This is a genomic window from Haladaptatus litoreus, assembly GCF_900156425.1.
Classification (GTDB): Archaea; Halobacteriota; Halobacteria; order Halobacteriales; family Haladaptataceae; genus Haladaptatus; species Haladaptatus litoreus.
In genome coordinates, this window is record NZ_FTNO01000001.1 from 627,434 (window position 1) to 646,186 (window position 18,753).

Annotated in this window: 16 protein-coding genes; 10 read left to right on the forward strand and 6 right to left on the reverse strand. The window is 61.1% G+C overall.

All coding sequences use genetic code 11. The features are described from left to right. Positions 1-65 precede the first annotated feature (65 nt). Positions 66-1,427 carry a hemolysin family protein gene (locus BW974_RS03205; protein WP_076427910.1) on the forward strand — a complete coding sequence of 454 codons (1,362 nt, stop codon included), beginning with the start codon at positions 66-68 and terminating at the stop codon, positions 1,425-1,427. Positions 1,428-1,448: 21 nt separating this feature from the next. Here BW974_RS03205 and BW974_RS25345 read toward each other — a convergent pair whose 3' ends face one another. Both BW974_RS25345 and BW974_RS03210 read right to left on the reverse strand, forming a co-directional pair. Beyond that, positions 1,449-1,598 (reverse strand): hypothetical protein, encoded by a 150-nt coding sequence (locus BW974_RS25345; RefSeq protein ID WP_175609617.1) that lies wholly within the window; start codon positions 1,596-1,598, stop codon positions 1,449-1,451. Positions 1,599-1,665: 67 nt separating this feature from the next. Next, on the reverse strand, positions 1,666-6,768 hold the full coding sequence (locus BW974_RS03210) for a S8 family serine peptidase (RefSeq protein WP_076427912.1): 5,103 nt from the start codon (positions 6,766-6,768) through the stop codon (positions 1,666-1,668). 361 nt (positions 6,769-7,129) lie between these two features. Here BW974_RS03210 and BW974_RS03215 point away from each other — a divergent pair, with 361 nt between their 5' ends. The 8 genes from BW974_RS03215 to BW974_RS03250 all read left to right on the forward strand — a co-directional run bounded on the left by BW974_RS03215 (position 7,130) and on the right by BW974_RS03250 (position 15,628). Beyond that, the gene (locus BW974_RS03215; protein ID WP_175609671.1) at positions 7,130-8,341 is read left to right on the forward strand and encodes a LeuA family protein; all 1,212 of its coding nucleotides are present in this window, start codon (positions 7,130-7,132) and stop codon (positions 8,339-8,341) included. Positions 8,342-8,723: 382 nt separating this feature from the next. Continuing rightward, positions 8,724-10,559: a biosynthetic-type acetolactate synthase large subunit gene (gene ilvB, locus BW974_RS03220; RefSeq protein ID WP_076427916.1), complete on the forward strand. Its 1,836-nt coding sequence runs from the start codon at positions 8,724-8,726 to the stop codon at positions 10,557-10,559. Beyond that, positions 10,556-11,272, forward strand: coding sequence for an acetolactate synthase small subunit (gene ilvN / locus BW974_RS03225; protein WP_076427918.1), 717 nt, complete (start codon positions 10,556-10,558; stop codon positions 11,270-11,272). The genes ilvB and ilvN overlap by 4 nt, the downstream gene beginning before the upstream one ends. Before the next feature lie 11 nt (positions 11,273-11,283). Next, a complete protein-coding gene (ilvC, locus tag BW974_RS03230; RefSeq protein WP_076427920.1) occupies positions 11,284-12,333 on the forward strand; it encodes a ketol-acid reductoisomerase in 1,050 nt (349 codons plus the stop codon). Next, positions 12,326-12,634 carry a DUF7989 family protein gene (locus tag BW974_RS03235; protein WP_076427922.1) on the forward strand — a complete coding sequence of 103 codons (309 nt, stop codon included), beginning with the start codon at positions 12,326-12,328 and terminating at the stop codon, positions 12,632-12,634. Before ilvC ends, BW974_RS03235 begins: the two co-directional genes overlap by 8 nt. Beyond that, on the forward strand, positions 12,631-14,052 hold the full coding sequence (gene leuC, locus BW974_RS03240; RefSeq protein ID WP_076427924.1) for a 3-isopropylmalate dehydratase large subunit: 1,422 nt from the start codon (positions 12,631-12,633) through the stop codon (positions 14,050-14,052). The genes BW974_RS03235 and leuC overlap by 4 nt, the downstream gene beginning before the upstream one ends. Further along, complete coding sequence (leuD, locus tag BW974_RS03245) at positions 14,049-14,648, forward strand: 3-isopropylmalate dehydratase small subunit (protein ID WP_076427926.1); 600 nt, start codon at positions 14,049-14,051, stop codon at positions 14,646-14,648. Before leuC ends, leuD begins: the two co-directional genes overlap by 4 nt. Next, positions 14,645-15,628 carry an isocitrate/isopropylmalate dehydrogenase family protein gene (locus BW974_RS03250; RefSeq protein ID WP_076427928.1) on the forward strand — a complete coding sequence of 328 codons (984 nt, stop codon included), beginning with the start codon at positions 14,645-14,647 and terminating at the stop codon, positions 15,626-15,628. The genes leuD and BW974_RS03250 overlap by 4 nt, the downstream gene beginning before the upstream one ends. A gap of 31 nt (positions 15,629-15,659) precedes the next feature. Here the strand turns inward: BW974_RS03250 and BW974_RS03255 are convergent, their stop codons facing one another. Continuing rightward, the gene (locus BW974_RS03255; protein ID WP_139328810.1) at positions 15,660-15,890 is read right to left on the reverse strand and encodes a DUF6199 family natural product biosynthesis protein; all 231 of its coding nucleotides are present in this window, start codon (positions 15,888-15,890) and stop codon (positions 15,660-15,662) included. A 114-nt stretch (positions 15,891-16,004) separates the two neighbouring features. Between BW974_RS03255 and BW974_RS03260 the strand changes: the two genes are divergently transcribed. Then, positions 16,005-16,451: a VOC family protein gene (locus BW974_RS03260; RefSeq protein ID WP_076430218.1), complete on the forward strand. Its 447-nt coding sequence runs from the start codon at positions 16,005-16,007 to the stop codon at positions 16,449-16,451. Between the two features lie 15 nt (positions 16,452-16,466). On the opposite strand, the gene BW974_RS03265 is transcribed toward BW974_RS03260, so the two are convergent. From BW974_RS03265 to BW974_RS03275, 3 genes are all read right to left on the reverse strand, one after another. Next, positions 16,467-16,877, reverse strand: a complete 411-nt coding sequence (locus BW974_RS03265) for a hypothetical protein (protein WP_076427932.1) — start codon at positions 16,875-16,877, stop codon at positions 16,467-16,469. Between the two features lie 74 nt (positions 16,878-16,951). After that, a complete protein-coding gene (locus tag BW974_RS03270) occupies positions 16,952-17,737 on the reverse strand; it encodes an ABC transporter permease (protein WP_076427934.1) in 786 nt (261 codons plus the stop codon). Continuing rightward, positions 17,734-18,723 carry an ABC transporter ATP-binding protein gene (locus BW974_RS03275; RefSeq protein ID WP_076427935.1) on the reverse strand — a complete coding sequence of 330 codons (990 nt, stop codon included), beginning with the start codon at positions 18,721-18,723 and terminating at the stop codon, positions 17,734-17,736. The genes BW974_RS03270 and BW974_RS03275 overlap by 4 nt, the downstream gene beginning before the upstream one ends. Positions 18,724-18,753: the final 30 nt, after the last annotated feature.

The window sequence follows — 18,753 nt, forward strand, 5'->3', positions numbered from 1 at the left end:
CTCCATCGAAGTCCCGATTTCTCACTTCTCCTCGAACCGTTTCCGACCGACGAAGGAGGTATCCAATGGTAGACGTTGCGCTCTCCGCGTTCCGCCTCCTTGTCGCGTTCTTTTTGGTGTTCATGAACGGTCTGTTCGTGGCGACTGAGTTCGCGTTCGTCAAGATACGCCGGACGCGGGTGAACGAACTGGTCGAGGCGGGAAAACCCGGTGCGAATCTGGTGAAGGAAGCGGTCGATAATCTGGACGACTATCTGGCGGTCTGCCAACTCGGCATTACGCTTTCCTCGCTGGGATTGGGGTGGATAGGCGAACCTGCGGTTGCGGCCCTCATCGAACCCGTTCTCGGGCCTGTCGTCCCCGAGGGAACGATTCACTTCGTCGCCTTCGCGCTCGGATTCGGCTTCATCACTTTTCTCCACGTCGTCTTCGGCGAACTCGCGCCGAAGACGTTCGCTATTCAGGAGGCGGAACGGATTTCACTGCTCGTCGCGCCCCCGATGAAACTGTTCTACTATATTTTCCTGCCCGGAATCTTCGTGTTCAACGGCACGGCGAACTTCTTCACGCGACTCGCGGGCGTCTCGCCAGCCTCGGAATCCGAGGAGGCACATACGGAAGACGAACTGATGATGGTGCTCGCCCAGTCCGAAGAACAGGGCCACATCGACCTCGACGAAATGGAGATGATAGAAGGCGTCTTCGAACTCGGCGACACCACTGCCCGCGAAATCATGGTTCCGCGCCCCGACACCGCGACCGTTTCCGCGGGCATCCCACTCGATGAACTCCGGTCGGTCGCGGCCGAGGGCAACTTCACGCGCTACCTCGTTCTGGACGAGGAACAGGGCGACCAGCCAATCGGCTTCGTTCACGTCAAGGACATTCTACGGGCTATCGAGGGCGAGAGTATCGAAGCGACGACGCTGACTGCTCGCGACCTCGCCCGCAACGCTATTTTCGTTCCAGAAGACAGGCGTATCGACGACATCCTGACCGCATTCCGGCAGCGCGAGAGCCAGATGGCCGTCGTCATCGACGAGTGGGGTGAGTTCGAGGGTATCGTCACTATCGAGGATATTCTGGAGGAAATCGTCGGCGAGATTCGGGACGAGTTCGACGCCGCCGAACTGGAACCTTCGATAACCGAACTCGGCGAAGATACCTACACCGTCGATGGACACGTGCCTATCCACGAGGTCAACGAGACGCTCGATGCCGACTTCGAGAGCGAGGATTTCGAGACGATTGGGGGATTGGTGTTGAGCGAACTGGGGCGCGCCCCGGAAGTCGATGACAGCGTGGTGTTGGACGGCTACGTGTTCCGAGTCGATGACGTCGAACAAAGGCGGATTTCGCAGGTCACGATAGAACCCGCGGAGCGTCGAGAACGCGAGTTCACCACCGAGCGCTCGGACGACGAATAACTCGAACCTGTCTCTCGTGGTTCATATCCGTCGCTCGTAAACCCTACCTGTCGCTCGTCGGCTTTTCACGTCGCTCTGCTGCTTCGTTTCGAGCAGCAAAATATCACCCGGCGAAACTGCGCCGAGTTGTTCGTTTGCATTGGTTTCGCCCACGAGATTGGTTTCGCTCACGAGACGTGTCCTCGCAGGACACGTCTCGAATCAGTTCGGGGGAATCAGTCCGAGGTCGGTAGCCGCCCTATGCGACCACCTCGAACTGACCGTGTTCACCCGTCAAGGCGGGCATTTCGACGGGAACGTCCGGATGCGAGACTGTCTGGTTGCCCGACGCGAGAACGGTAATCGACCCCGCTTTGGTTTCTTGGAGACTGGAGACGGCGAACTCGTACTCGCCGGGTTCCGTCGATTCGTCGATGGCGTAGCTGAACTCGACCGTCGTGCTCTCGCCGCCGTCGAGGGTCACCTGCCGGGAGCTTTGTGGAACGTACTGCTCCATCATCTCCGGCGCGCCGAGCGCGCCGTAATCCGGTTCGACAGTGTCCGAAGCGGCCATGAAGAAGAGCCAAACCGTCTGCGTTGCGGTTTCGTCGCCGGTGTTGGTCAGCGTAGCGAACACTGTTATCTCATCGCCCTGTTTTGCTTCTTGGGGGCCGTTCACGTCCGACACTTGGAAGTACGCCGGGTCGGGTTCGCTCTCGACGACGGAGACGTTCGCCAACCGCTGGTCGTCGTCCGTCGTCACTCCGTGTTGGTACGAACCGACTTCGCTCGGCATCGTCGCGGTAAACTCGACCGTCGCGTTCGCGCCGGGGTCGAGCGTCCGTTCGGACGCGTTCTCGACCGCGCCGTCGAACAGGTAGTCGATGGACTGCGTTCCGGCAGCGGTGCCGGTGTTCTCGACGGTTGCGCTGACGGTCACTTGCTCGCCAGCGTCGGCCTCAGACGGTGCGTCGAGTTCCGTCACTTCGAAGTTCGCTTCGTCGGACGATTCGTTTTCGGTAACGCTGATAGTCGTCGAGACGACTTCGTCGGCGGAGACGCCGTGTTCGTAGTCGCCGACCGCTCTGTCGGAACCGATGGCGTAGCTAAATTCGACGGTTGCGCTCTCGCCGCCGTCGAGCGTCACCTGCTCGCTGAGTTCCGATTGCGATTCGAGCAACACCGAACTACCGAAGTCGGTGCCCGGCGGGAAGTAAAACACCGTTCGAGTGTCCTCCTGCTCGCCGACGTTCGTGACCGTCGCGGAAACGGTGATTTCTTCGCCCTGTTCGGCTTCACTCGGTGCGCTCAAGTTCGAGACTTCGAAGAACGTTCCGAGCGTCAAGTTCTGCGTCGTCGTTCCGTTCGCCGCGACTTCGGTGAACGTGATGTCCGAGTCCGGGTAGCGGTCGTGTGTCGTGCGGAGCGCGTAGGTACCGCGGTCGAGGTTTTCGATGCGATAGTAGCCGTTTTCGTCGGTCGTCACGTTGAAGGCGCCTTGGTCGGCGTCGATGACGTTCGCACCTTCGACGGGGATGCCCGCCGCGTTGGTGACGTAGCCTTCGATGACGCCCTCGCGCGGTTCGACGGTGAAGTCAACGTCGTCTACCGTCTCGCCGGGTGCGACCGTGACGATTTCGTCCGGGCGGTAGTCGTCCGGCGTTTCGGCGACGTTCACGACGTACGTGCCCGCCGTGACGGTGAGCGAGTAGCTTCCGTTCTCGTCCGTCGTCGTTTCGTGGATGTTTCCGTCGTCGTCTTCGGCGGCGACGGTGACGTTTGCGACGCCTTCACCCGTGTCCGATGCGGTGACCGTTCCGCTGATGGTTCCCGGCGTGGGGTCGAGTTCGACGTTCAGCGTAGCGGTGTCGTCCACCGGAATCGTGACGTTCTCGGTCACGTCGTCGTACCCCTCCGCCGACATCGAAACCTCGTGCGTTCCCGACGGAACGCCGTCGATTCGGTACTCGCCGTTCTCGTCGGTCACGGCGGTGTAGTTCCCGTCATCGACTGCCACATCGACCGAGACGGTTGCGTCTTCGACGGGTTCGCCGGTGGCGCTGTCAGTGACGGTTCCGGTTAGGTTGCCGCGGTCGATAGTGATGTCGAGGGGCGATTGGTCGCTGTCGTCCTCGCTCGACACGACGTGGAGCCAGTCTATCGAGGGGTCTATCTCGTCGTCGAGGGTGTGGGTGAACTCGACGGTTTCGCTCTCGCCCGGCGCGAGCGTGACGTTCGCGGTCGTCTCGTCCCGTGCGCGCGCCGTGCCGTCGGCGGCAGAGCCGAAACCGCTGAGGTAGGCGACCGAGTTCGCGAGGAGCAGGTCACCGTCTTCGGTGAACTCGTCCTCCTCGGTGAAGTAGTCGCGCCCGACGGCCGACAGGAGCACTTCGTTTTTATCGTCGTTGACTGCCACAGCAGGGCCTGCACTGCCCGAACCGTAGTCGGCGTCAGCCAAGATGGTGCCGCTGTAATCGTCGAACCAGCTACCCCAGATAGTGCTCCCGGTAAACACTTCGACGGAATCGCCGACTTCACCGACGCCGGTGAAGACAGGGTGGTTCTCCTGAATGTCGATGGTCACTGGAGGCGACGAATCGCTGCTGGCATCCCGTTCGACAGGGTCGCCGCGGACGTTGTGGAGTCGATACACGCCGTCGGCGTATGCGTACGACGAGGCTCCTTGGTACGAATCGAGGTAGACTGCGCTTTGGTCGGCGTCCAGTTCGTCGAGGAAGTCCGAGGCGACTTGGTCGCTACCGAATCGCTGGACGACGAACGTGTCGTACTCGTCCATCGCGCCCGGCAGCTCGTCTGCCGTCACGACATCGACGTTGTAGATGTCGGTGTCGAGGTGTTCTTCGAGCGTGCTGGCGATGTTGTCGCCGTGTTCGTTGTCCGACACGTCAACTACTGCCACGTCGACGTTGCGCGGCATCGTTTCGTACTCGACGGTCTGCTCGTCGGTCGCATTACCGGTATTTTCGACTTCCGCAGTGACGTTGACCGTTTCACCGGCGCTGGCCTCGGCGGGCGCATCGGTGATGCTGACGTCGAAGAACGCTTCGAGCACGGTGACGTTCGCAGTTTCCGAATCGTCTTCGGTGAAGACGCCGTGTTCGTAGGTTCCGTTGTCGATGTCGCTCGTGTCCGCGTCGAACTCCACCGTGGTGGATTCACCGGCGTCGAGCGTCACGTTCTCCGTCAACACCGGCGTTTCGAGGTCATCGAAGCGGTATTCGACGGTTTGGGTGTCTTGCTGATTACCCGTGTTCGTCACGTCCGCGCTCACGGAGAGCGTTTCGCCCTGCTCGACTTCGTCCGATGCGTTCAGGTTCGAAACGTCGAAGAACGAACCGAGAATTGTCATCTGACCGGTTTCCGAATCGGACTCCGAGAACACGCCGTAGTGGACGGTTCCGCCGGGTAGTTCCGACGTATCGACTTGGAACGTCACCGTCGATTCGTGCGGTCGGTCAACCGGGTCGTCGATGCCTTCGGGGGCCATATCGACCGGCGTCGTCGCGGCCGGTTCGCCATCCCCGAGGTCGCTTTCGTTCTGCGCGATGTGCAGTTCGATTTCTTCGAGTGCGCCTTCCTCACCGAGGTTTTCGAGATCGGCGGTGATGTTGATCGTCTCACCCTGCTCGGCTTCGTCGGGTGCGCTGAGGTTCGAAACGTCGATTTCACCTTCTTCGAGCGTTCCTTGCACTTTCTGCTGTAGCAGGTTCAAGTCCGTGTACGTGACTTCGCCGTCGCGGTTCATATCCGCGAGGTTCGGGTTGAAGTTCGCCGGGTCGTTCCCCGCGAGGTACTGCTGGGTGAGTTGTACGTCCTGCACCGTAACCGCGCCGTTCTCGTTCACGTCGCCCAACTCGGATTCGGGGACGAATATCATCTCATCGACCGCCGCGTAGGCGTCGATGATACCTTTCCCGTACCGAGTGTCCTTTTCGTCCTCGGGTGCATCCCAATCGTCGGGCTTTTCGGCCGAGGCTTCGAGCGCAGTTTCGATTTCCTCGACACTGGCGTCGGGATTAGCCGACCGCATCAGGGCGACCGTCCCCGCGACGTGCGGGGCGGCCATCGACGTTCCCGATAGTTCCTGATAGCTTCCGCCCGGTTCGGCGCTCAGCACGTCAACGCCGGGGGCCGAAACGTCGGGTTTGACGAACGTGTCTGGCCAGTCTTCCGGTGGGTTCTCCCAGTTGCTTTTGTCGATTTCCTGTCCGCTGGAGAAGTCCGCGATATCTCGGTTGCTGTCGGACGCACCGATGGACAGCGAGTTGAAGTCGTTGCCGGGGGACCCGACACAGCCTTCCCCGGAGTTGCCCGAGGAACTGACGAACGTCGTTCCGAGCGACCGGGAGTTTTCGATTACCGGAATCCACGCGTCGTTGTAGACGGGACCGAACAGGCCACAGCCAGCGCCGAGGCTGAGACTCGCCACGTCGGCGTCCTCCTCGACGGCCCACTGGACGCCGCCGATGACGCCCTCGGTCGAACCGCTACCTCCGGGAATGACCATCCCGTGAATCAAGTCCGCTTCGGGTGCGACGCCGATGGCGGTGCCACTGCTGGCACCGCCCATCGCGGTTGCGCTCGTGTGCGTTCCGTGGTAGTGGCTGTCCCGCGGCTCCGAGCCGGGAACGATGTTCCCGCTGTCATCGAACTCCGCCCACCCGCCGGGGTACGTCGGGTCGGACGGGTCTTCGGTGTACAGTTCTATATCCGGGTGTTCAATATCGACGCCGGTATCGAGGACGGCGATTTTCGCACCCTCGCCCCTGGTTCCGAGTTCGTTCCAGACTTGCGGTGCGCGAATCTGATCTAATCCATACGTCGCGTCGTCCGGGGTCACGTCGGAGTCGGCGGACGGTTGGGGTTCGGGAACCGTGTACTCCCGACTCTTGACGATGGATTTCACGCCGTCGATTGTGGCCAGTTCGTTGATGTCAACTGCTTCGGTGTTGACGGTGACCGAGACGGCGTTCACCAACCAGAATTTGTTCTGTACTTCGACAGCCTCTCTGGATTCGAGTTGCGAGACGGGTCGTTCTCTCGTCTCGGCGGCGTGCTCCTTGAGGAGTCGTATCGCCGTCTCGTCGTCCATCTCCGGAGCGACTGACGTTTGTTCGAAGAGCACGAGAACCTGTACGGTTCCCTCCGCTCCCTCCAACGCGGGGTCGATCGTCGCGTCGGGGACGTTTTGTCTTGTCTGTTCTGCTACACTTCCGACCGATGTCGCGTTCTGTTCCGCCGTGGCTCCTGCGAACCCGACAGCGCCGGTACCGATTACCGACAGTATCATCAGAAGCGACAGAAAAATCGCGTCGATATGTTTTCTTCTTTCGTTCGTCATATTGTCTTTTCCTAGTTTCGTACTATATCTGCATAGTTGATGCAAATATGTACAACAAATAAATTGATGTTATCTAACTAATAATTATTGCCTAGACTACTACAAAAAAATTAATACACTGCAGTATTTCAGTTATTGGCTGAGAATCTGTTCTAAATTACTAATTTTTCAGAACCGGAACGCTCCGCCGGTGGTTGGACGAAATCCCTTCGAATCCTTAATGAGTATAATCACACACCACTGTGTCGATGGGTTGCGATTCCGCTACAGAGCTGTTCTACTACATATTATTTCCGTCTGAAACGACCTGTCTGACGGCAACGCTTAAATATGAGGTCGCCACTCCAATCGAGTACAATGTCTGAAAACGACAGCACCTCCGAGAGGGGGGGTCGAGTTCTTCGAGGGCACGTTAGCCCACACCGACGAGATTGAAAACGTTCGAATCTTCGACACGACGCTCCGCGACGGCGAGCAGACGCCACGCACCTCGTTCACGCCGGACGAGAAGCGCGAAATCGCGGCCGCGTTGGACGAGATGGGAACCCACGTCATCGAGGCGGGATTCCCGGCCAACGGGGACGCCGAGTTCGAGGCCGTCCGCGACATCGCGGAATCGACGCGGGCGACGACCTGCGCGCTGGCCCGAATCGTGGACGGCGACGTGGAAACTGCAATAGATACCGGCGCGGAAATGGTTCACATCTTCGCTTCGACCAGCGACGTGCAAATCGAGGATTCGATGCACGCGACGCGGGAAGAGGTGAAAGAGCGCGCCGTGAAAGCCGTCGAGCGAGTCGCCGAGGCGGGCGTGAGTCCGATGTTCTCGCCGATGGACGCGACGCGAACCGACCCGGAGTACATGGACGAAATCGTGGAGGCAGTCACCGACGCGGGCGTCGAATGGATCAACGTCCCCGACACCTGCGGCGTGGGGACGCCCGCCCGATTCGCCGACCTCGTGGCGCGAATCCGCGAGCACACCGACGCCAGAATCGACGTGCACACCCACGACGATTTCGGCATGGCCACCGCGAACGCGATGGCCGGGTTGGAAGCGGGCGCAGACCAAGTGCAGGTCAGCGTCAACGGCATCGGCGAGCGCGCCGGAAACGCCGCCTTCGAGGAGGTCGTGATGGCCGCCGAAGGCGTCTACGGCGTCGATACCGGCATCGACACAACCGAAATCGCCGAGATTTCCGAAATGGTCGCGGAGTACAGCGAAGTACCGGTACCCGTCAACAAACCCGTCGTGGGCGCGAACGCCTTCGCTCACGAAAGCGGAATTCACGCCGCGGGCGTCATCGAAAACAGCGATACGTTCGAAACCGGCGTGATGAAACCGGAAATGGTCGGCGCGCGCCGGGAGTTCGTCCTCGGCAAACACACCGGGACGCACGCGGTACGGAAACACCTCAAACAGGCCGGATTCACGCCGACCGAAACCGAAGTCCGGCAAATCACTCGCCGAGTGAAAGACCGAGGTGCCGAAAAGGAGCGCGTCACGGTGAGTGATGTGCGGCGGTTCGCCCGCGAACTGGGCGTCGATTCTCGTGAGGAGGCGGGAGCGTAGCCATGCCTTCTCGCGTTCGTTCTACCACCGTTCAGCGACGGCGATTCGGAAAATCGTGCGTGACAATACCAAGGGGCAAACGTTGCCTGACACGTAAAGCCTATTCCCATGGCCAAACCAAGAGTGCAAACACAGATGCGACAGTCACACATGGCCCTCGATTCGTCGGAGTCGAGCGCCGCGGCTGTCGAGCGCGCACTCATTATTGTAGGGGTCTAGGTACCCCTACACTATTCTCTCCCCCGAACCCTGAATCGCCATCCAACAGTTCCGAGTGTACGCGTAAACCAATGTCAGAAACACAACCGACAGCAAAGCGGTATCGACCGCCACAGAGGAAGCATCGGCCGAGAACAGACTCACGAATCGAGGTGACGGTTTCGTGAGCGAAAATGCAGTTCGCACCGTCTCCGAATCCGAGGAATCGGACGACGAACCGACCCGAGAAGTCGAATCGAACGCGGAAGAATCCGGGACGCGTCAGCGGTCGGCCGATTCAGTCGAATCGGCCGACACCGACGACTCCACCGAACCACGAACGGGCGCGAGTGCAGTCGTCAACGCACTCGAATCCGCGGGCGTGGAAACCCTGTTCGGCGTTCAGGGCGGCGCAATCATGCCGGTGTACGACGCGCTGGGCAAATCCGAGTTGCGTCACGTCACGATGGCGCACGAGCAGGCCGCGGCCCACGCCGCCGACGCCTATGGCATCGTCGCCGGAACCCCAGGCGTCTGTCTGGCCACGTCCGGGCCGGGCGCGACGAACCTCGTCACGGGACTAGCCGACGCGGACATGGATTCCGACCCGGTCGTCGCCCTGACGGGACAGGTGCCGACGACTTTCGTTGGTAACGACGCCTTTCAAGAGACGGACACGACCGGCGTCACGGCACCCGTCACGAAGGCGAACTACTTCGCGGGCGAGACGGACACCGTCGGCGACACGGTGGGCGAAGCGTTCGCTCTGGCCAGCGAGGGTCGTCCCGGGCCGACCCTCGTGGACTTGCCGAAGGACGTGACGCTGGCCGAGACAGACGTGCAGGAGTCCACGTCCGAGACGCCAAAACACTACAATCCACAGGAAGAACCGGACGCCGACGCAGTTGCGGAGGCGGCCCGGACGCTGGAAGCCGCCGACCGACCGCTGATTCTGGCCGGTGGCGGCGTCATCAAGGGCGATGCAAGCCCGGAACTGCGGGCGTTCGCCACCGAACACGACATCCCGGTGGCAACGTCGATGCCCGCCGTGGGCGCGTTTCCGGAAGACCACGAGCAGTCAGTCGGCATGGTCGGCATGCACGGAACCGGCCCCGCGAACATGGCCGTCACGCACTGCGACACTCTCCTCGCGGTCGGGTGTCGCTTCGACGACCGATTGACCGGCGGCGTCGATTCGTTCGCGCCGGAGGCAACCGTCGTCCACATCGACATCGACCCGGCCGAAATTTCGAAGAACGTCTACGCCGAGGTTCCGGTCGTCGGAGACGCCGGAACCGCACTCTCCGCAATCGGCGCGGAGATGGAATCGCCTCCCGACGCGAATCAATGGCGCGAGCAGGTCGCGGACTGGCAGGACGAATACCCGATGACCTACCACGCGCCCGAAGATGGGCCGGTCAAACCCCAGTTCGTCGTTGAGGCGTTCGACGCCGCAACCGCGGACGACACCATCGTCACGACCGGTGTCGGTCAACACCAGATGTGGGCGGTGCAGTTCTGGACGTTCACCGAACCCCGGACGTGGGTGTCCTCCCACGGACTCGGGACGATGGGCTACGGCCTGCCCGCCGCAATCGGCGCGCGAATGGCCGCCGAGGACGACCAGCAAATCGTCTGTTTCGAGGGCGACGGGTCGTTCCTGATGACGGTGCAGGAACTCTCGGTTGCTGTCCGCGAAAATATGGACATCACCGTGGCCGTCCTGAACAACCGCTACATCGGCATGGTTCGCCAGTGGCAGGACGCCTTCTTCGACGGCAACCGGGTCGCCTCGGAGTACGACTGGTGTCCCGACTTCGGTACCCTCGCCGAAGCCTTCGGCGCAAGGGGATTCACGGTTGACGACCCCGATGAGGTGGCCGACACGGTCGAGGCCGCGCTGGCGTACGACGGCCCGTCCGTCGTGGACTTCCACATCGACCCCGGCGAGAACGTCTATCCGATGGTCGCGAGCGGCGGAGCCAACGGGAAATTCGCCCTGTCGGAGGAGCAACTATGAGCGGCGAAGATTCGGCCGACGAACAGTCCGCTTCGATTCCCTCGGCGGGAATGCCCGGCCCTGCACCGGACGAACGACCGCACCCCGAGGGCCGACGGAACGCACAGGGTGTCCGAATCGACCCCGACGCGGAGGCGGAACCTGACCGCCGAACCGCCGTTGTTTCCGCGCTGGTGGAACACGAACCCGGCGTCCTCTCGCAGGTGTCGGGCTTGTTCTCCCGGCGGCAGTTCAACATCGAGAGCCTGACGGTCGGCAGAACGACGGTTGACGGCCACGCGCGAATCACGCTCGTCGTGGAGGAAACCGACCACGGCATCGAACAGGCGCGAAAGCAGTTGGCCAAACTGCCGACCGTGATTCAGGTTGGCGAGTTGGACGACAACGCGGTTCGGGCCGAACTCGTCTTGCTGAAAGTTCGGGGCGACGAACCCGACAAAGTCCACGCCATCACGGAGATGTACGAGGGCCAAACGCTGGACGCCGGGCCGCGAACCATCACGGTACAGATTACCGGCGACCAGCGGAAAATCGACGATGCAATCGACGCCTTCCGACAGTTCGGCATCATCGAAATCGCGCGAACCGGACAGACTGCGCTGGCCCGCGGCGACACGCCGACGACGCCCGGCGAGGAACCGGGACACTCCACCGAACCGACCGACGAGCAGTACCCCGAAACGACAGAAACCGACAGCAACGACGATACTTAAGGATTTCAACAATGACGAACGATACCACGATATACTACGACGACGACGCGGACGACGCACAGCTCGCGAACAAGACGGTTGCCGTCCTCGGCTACGGCAGTCAGGGCCACGCCCACGCACAGAACCTCTCGGAAAGCGGGGTAGACGTGGTGGTCGGCCTCCGAGAATCGTCGTCCTCGCGGAAGGCGGCGGAAGCCGACGGGTTGCGGACTGCAACGCCAAAGGAGGCCGCGAGCCAAGCCGATGTCGTCTCGGTGCTGGTGCCGGACACGGTTCAGCCAGCGGTGTACGACAACATCGAATCCGAACTGGATGCGGGCGACACACTCCAGTTCGCACACGGGTTCAACATCCACTACGGCCAAATCGAACCGCCGGAGGACGTGGACGTGACGATGGTCGCGCCCAAGTCGCCGGGCCATCTCGTCCGGCGGAACTACCAAGCGGACGAGGGGACGCCCGGATTGCTCGCGGTCTATCAGGACGCCAGCGGCGAGGCGAAAGCCGAGGGGCTGGCATACGCGAAGGCAATCGGCTGTACCCGCGCTGGCGTGGTCGAAACCAGCTTCCAAGAGGAGACGGAAACCGACCTGTTCGGCGAGCAGGCAGTGCTCTGCGGCGGCGTCACGGAACTCATCAAGATGGGGTACGAGACGCTCGTGGACGCGGGCTACTCGCCCGAAATGGCCTACTTCGAATGCCTGAACGAGATGAAGCTCATCGTCGACCTGCTCTACGAGGGCGGCCTCGGCGAGATGTGGGATTCCGTCTCCGACACCGCCGAGTACGGCGGTCTGACTCGCGGCGAGGTCGTCGTGGATGACCACGCCCGCGAGCAGATGGAGCAGGTGTTAGAAGAGGTGCAAAACGGCGAGTTCGCCCGCGAGTGGATTCTGGAGAATCAGGCCGGACGACCGGGCTACCGCCAGAAACGACAGGCCGAGAAGAGTCACGAAATCGAGGAAGTCGGCGCGGAACTGCGGGAGCTGTTCGCGTGGGCTGATGCCGAAGAAGAGGAAGCGAAGGAAAAAGAGCGAGAGGAGGTGCCAGCAGATGACTAACGAGTCGCCGCGCGACTCGAAACGGCGAACGGAGAACCCGAAATCCATGGCGAACGTGAGCCACGTCCACCCATACGCCGACCAAGGTGCAATGACGCGGGTGTTCAACCGCGGGCCGGTTGCGACGGACGGCGGGAAAGTAGCGGAATCTGACGACTCGCAGGAGGCTACCGACGCCGATGAAGACGACGAGAACGAATCGGAGACCATGTCCGACGTGGAACACACTCCGCCGAAGGGTGCGGGTGACGCGGACAGCGTATTCGAACGCGGGTACGAAAAACAGGATGAGGATCGATGAGCGAGGGGACACTGTACGATTCGGTGTGGGACAGACACCGCGTTACCGACTTGCCGACTGGACAGACCCAGTTGTTCGTCGGCCTGCACCTCATCCACGAGGTGACGAGTCCGCAAGCCTTCGGGATGTTGCAGGAGCGAGATATGGAAGTCGCCTACCCCGACCGAACCCACGCGACGGTTGACCACATCGTTCCGACCGCAGACCAGTCCCGACCCTACGGCGACGACTCCGCGGAGGAGATGATGGCCGAACTGGAAGAAAACGTTCAGGAGGCGGGCATCGACTTCTCGCATCCCGACTCGGGCGACCAAGGCATCGTCCACGTCATCGGGCCGGAACAGGGTCTAACCCAACCCGGCATGACAATCGTCTGTGGCGACAGTCACACCGCGACTCACGGCGCGTTCGGCGCGCTTGCATTCGGTATCGGAACGAGCCAGATTCGGGACGTGCTGGCCACCGGCACCGTGGCGATGGAAAAACAGGACGTGCGTCAGATTCGCGTCACGGGCGAACTCGGCGCGGGCGTTTCCGCGAAGGACGTAATTTTGGAAATCATCCGCCGACTCGGCACCGACGGCGGCGTCGGCTACGTTTACGAGTACGCGGGCGAGGCCATCGAAAACATGGGTATGGAGGGCCGAATGAGCATCTGCAACATGTCCATCGAGGGCGGTGCCCGCGCTGGATACGTGAATCCGGACGAGACGACGTTCGAGTACCTGCGCGAGACGGACGCCTTCCGCGACGACCCCGATAAATTCGAGCGACTGAAAACCTACTGGGAGTCGATTCGGTCGGACGAGGACGCAAAATACGACGACGTGGTCGAAATCGACGGCGACGAACTGGAACCGATGGTGACGTGGGGAACGACGCCCGGACAGGGAGTCGGCATCACGGAACCGATTCCGGAACCAGACGAACTGCCGGAAGCGAAGCGCGAGACGGCCCGACAGGCGCAAGAACACATGCGAGTCGAACCCGGCGAGACGATGGCAGGGTACGAAATCGACGTGGCGTTCCTCGGTTCCTGTACGAACGCCCGATTGCCGGATTTGCGGCAGGCCGCGAACATCGTGGAAGGCCGCGAAGTCCACGACGACGTTCGCGCGATGGTCGTCCCCGGAAGCCAGCGAGTGAAGGCGGCCGCAGAGCGCGAAGGCTTGGACGAGGTTTTCCGCGAGGCTGGTTTCGACTGGCGAAACGCCGGGTGTTCGATGTGTCTCGGCATGAACGACGACCAGTTGGATGGCGACGAAGTCTGTGCATCCTCCTCGAACCGGAACTTCGTCGGACGGCAGGGCAGTCCGGAGGGACGCACCGTCCTCATGAGTCCGGAAATGGTCGCCGCCGCCGCGGTTCACGGCGAAGTGACCGACGTGCGAGAGATGCAGGAGGTGGCGAAAGCATGAGCGATGAAATACAATCAAAATCCGGAACCGGCGTTGCGGTTCGCGGCAACGACATCGACACGGACCAAATCATCCCGGCGCGGTTCATGAAGGTCGTCACTTTCGACGGATTGGGGCAGTTTTCCTTCTTCGACCAGCGATTTACGGACGAAGACGAACAGAAAGACCACCCGTTCAACCACGACCAGCACCGAGACGCCTCGGTGCTGGTCGTTAACGCAAACTTCGGCTGTGGCTCCTCGCGCGAGCACGCGCCGCAGGCGCTCGCTCGCTGGGGTATCGACGCCATCGTCGGCGAGAGCTTCGCAGAAATTTTCGCTGGCAACTGCCTCGCATTGGGGATTCCGACCGTGACGGTCGATTCCGAAACGGCGAACGAACTGCAAGCGTTCGTCGAATCGAATCCCGACGCCGAAATCGAAGTTGACGTGGCGAGCGAAACGATTCGCTACGACGGACGAAAAATCGAGGCGAACGTGGACGACGCCCAGAAGAAAGCCCTCGTGGAAGGGATTTGGGACACCACTGCACTGATGAAATCGAACGAGAAGGCAATCGAGAAGACCGCGGAAAGCCTGCCCTACGTTGAACCATGACCGAGCAAATCGCAGTCGTTCCCGGCGACGGAATCGGACAGGAAGTCGTTCCGGCAACCCAGCGAATTTTGGAAGCAGTCGGCCCGGACTTCGAGTTCGTGGAAGCGGAGGCGGGCGATGCGGTAAAAGAAGAAACCGGAACCGCGCTTCCTGACGCAACCCGCGAACTCGTGGCCGACTCGGATGCGACTCTGTTTGGCGCGGCAGGGGAAACGGCGGCGGATGTCATCCTCCCGCTTCGACAGGTCGTGGATTCGTTCGTCAACGTTCGGCCTGCACGAGCGTATCCCGGAACCGACGCCCTGCGCCCCGAAACCGACCTCGTGTTTCTCCGCGAAAACACTGAGGGCGTCTACGCAGGGCACGAATCGCGACTGACCAACGACGTTGCGACCCTGACCCGCGTCGTCACCGAATCCGCCTCGGAGCGACTCGCGGAGTTCGCCTGCGAGTACGTCGAGGAGCGCGACGAGGACGGTTTCACCATCGCGCACAAGGCCAACGTGATGCGGGAAACGGACGGCCTCTTCCGCGACACGGTAGACCGCGTAGCCGACGTTCGCGGCGTTCCCCACGACGAAGTCCTGATGGACGCGATGGCGACCCACCTCTGTCTGCGCCCCGAGGAGTACGGCGTCGTCGTCTGTCCGAACCTCGCTGGCGACGTGCTCTCCGACCTCGCCGCCGGATTGGTGGGCGGATTGGGCCTGCTTCCTTCGGCCAACATCGGCCCGGAAAACGCCCTGTTCGAACCGGTTCACGGCACTGCCCCGGACATCGCGGGCGAAGGCGTGGCGAACCCCTGCGCGACGATGTTCTCCGCCGCGATGCTGCTGGAGCATTTGGGCTACGACGAGGAGGGGCAGGCGGTTCGCGGTGCTATCGAATCGGTGCTGGAAGACGGCCCGCGAACGCCCGATTTGGGTGGCTCTGCCGGCACTGCCGAGGTCACCGAGGCAGTGCTGACGCGATTATCGTAACGACTCGTTTTGCTCGTTCGACTGTTGGTATTTAGAATAGACCGGAGAGTACCCAGAACAGGCCGAACACGCCAACGAAGACGAACGCGATTCGAGTCATCAGTTCCTTCCAGACTGCGGGTTCGACTTCGTCCCACGCGGTCGTGCTTCCGATGGAATCCAACTGTTCGCTAAACCGTGAGAGGTGGTACGAATAGCGATAACCGAGTGCGCCGACGCCGAGGCACGCGAGGCCGAGGAGTAATTTCTCGAAATCTGCCACAAGTGTCGATTTTCGGGTTTTGGACATATGTTTTCTGTCACGAGTAGAGATGATGAAATTGACCAATGGTCAGTCAATCGAAACCGCTACCCGCCACTTCCGAGTACGAACCGTATGACCCTCCTCGACGGCGTCTACGAAACGCACATCGAAGTAGCGGACCTCGACCGGGCGATGGAATTTTACGGCGACACCCTCGACCTCGAACTGGGTCGTTACGAAGAAGAACGCGGAATCGCCTTCTACTTCACTGGTTCTCCACGCTCAATGCTCGGGGTGTGGGAGAAAGACGACCCAGAGCAGGGCCATTTCGCCTTCCGAGTTGCAGAGGAGGAAGTTGGCGAAATGCTTCCTTTCCTCGAAGAACGCGACATCGAACCGCGCGCCGCGTTCGGCGTCGAACCCAACGAGCCAATCGTCCACCCGTGGATGCCGAGCGCGACGGCCTACTTTTCCGACCCGGATGGCAACTCGCTGGAACTGTTGGCTGATTTGTCGGACGACCCTGACCCGGAGGGGAAACCGATGCCTCTGAGCGAGTGGCGCGAGCGACAGGACTGACGAGGCTGGCCGATTTTACGTCGCCTTCCATTCATCGATTTCTCCGGCGTCCGCGACGTGTGCGAGTTGAAAGAGAACGATGGCGAGCCACAGTCCCGCGATGAAACTGGTTATTCGTGCGGTTGGGAGGTCGAAGGTGAGCAATGCCCACAAGACGCCAACTGCGTAGAGGACGATTACGAGAACACGCCCGCCGACGCCGATTCCGCGAAACCAACTGCCGACTCGTTTCCCGAAAGACGAGTTGCTGGCTGGGCCCAGTGTGACTGCGAACAGCACGAAGCCGGCGACTACCCAGTTCCACGAAATAGAATCGGACGGAAAGATATTCATCACGATTCCGATGGAACAGAGAACAGTCGTTCCGACCTCAACCCACGTCGGCGGGCGGTTCGGGAGCCATGACGAAACCAGTTCGGAGACCATTTGGTCGAATACTGTATTTCAAACCACAAATATTTGGCAGTTGTACTGAAAGAATGCGCTTTCCGCCGAAAAACTCAGTCAGTCAATCCGTAACCACGCCGGAACAGGTACGCATCGACCAGCATGAACACCACGGTCAGCCCCGACAGCACCGCCAACGAGAGGTTCGGGTTGACCTCCGATGCCCCGAGGAATCCGTACCGAATCCCATTGACCATGTAGACCATCGGATTGAGGAGGGTAATGTCGCGGAAGATGCCCGGCGGAAGGCTGTTGACGGTGTAGAAGACCCCGCCGAAGAAGACGAGGGGGCGGACGAGGAACTGGTTCATCATCGTCAGGTTGTCCCAGTCTTCGGCCCAGAGGCCGCCGACCACGCCGATGCTGGAAAATAGGAGCGTGATGACCAGCGCGAAAGCGAGGAGGTAGAACGGCTTTGCGACGCCGACGCTGGTGAAGAACGTGCCGATGACGGCGATGAGCGTCCCGACGAGCAGGCCGCGAACCGCGCCGGAGACGATGTAGGCCGCGACCATCCGCGAGTAGGACATCGGCGAGGTCAGCGTTTCCTCGATGTATCGGTTCCAGCGCCCGTGGAAGATGGAAAACGACGAATTTTCGAAAGCGTTAGAAATCGCGCCAAGCACCACGAGGCCGGGGAGGATGAAGGTGATGTACTCCACGGTCAACCCGTCGAACTGCATCGTCCCGACGCGCTCGCCGAGGACGACGCCGAACACGGCGAAATACAGCACGTTCGTCACGAACGGCGGAATAAATGTGTTTCTGGGTCTTCGCAGAAATCGCAGGATTTCCCGTCGCGTGAGCGTCACGAACCCTGTCAAACCGACGTTGCTCATTGCTGTCCCCCGTCAGTGACCGCCGAAATCGTCTCTTCTGCGTTTTCCTCGGCCGTCTCTCCATCCTCGGTTCGCGTCATCGACACGAACACCTCTTCGAGCGAGGTTCTGGAGATGTCGAAGTAGTCGATGTCGAACCCTTTCCGGTCGAGTTCGCGGACGAGTTCCGGCGCGAGCAGTCCGGCCTCCTGTGCCGTAATCACGAGGTTGTCGCCGTCGAGTTCGACCGACTGAATCTTGTCTCTGCCCGCGGAAAGGTACGGTTCCTCCTCCGGCGGATTGCGGAGCGTAACCGTGATTTTGTCCGGACCTCGGTTCATCAACTCGTCAGGACTCGCCACTTCGACGATTCGCCCCGAATCGAGAATCGCCACCTCGTCACAGAGTCGTTCGGCCTCCTCGATGTAGTGCGTCGTGAGTAGCACCGTGGTTCCGGACTCGTTGAGTTCGATAATCGTGTCCCACAGTTCGTGGCGGATTTGCACGTCCACGCCCGCGGTCGGTTCGTCCAAAATGAGCAAATCCGGGTCGGTGATGAGCGCCCGCGCCAGCATGAATCGGCGCTTCATCCCGCCGGAAAGCCAGTCGAATCGCGTGTCGCGCTTGTCGTAGATGCCGACCCGTTTCAGCACTTCGTCGGCTTTTTCCTTGGCCTCTGATTTCGGGATTCCGTGATACCCCGCTTTGTGTTCGAGCACCTCCCGAATCGGGAAGAATCGGTCTACGTTGAACTCCTGCGGTGCGAGGCCGATTCGGTTGCGTGCTTCGCGGTAGTCGTCCTCCACGTCCGCACCGAACACCGCCGCTGTCCCGCCGGATTTTTTCACCAATCCGACGAGGATGTTGATGAACGTCGTCTTGCCCGCGCCGTTCGGGCCGAGCAGGCCGAAAAACGAACCCTCGGGAACGTCGAGCGATACGCCCTTCAGCGCCCGCACGTCCCCATACTGTTTCTCTAAGTCCCTGATACGTATCGCAGAATCCATTGAGAATTTGGTAGCGGACGGGCAGGGTTA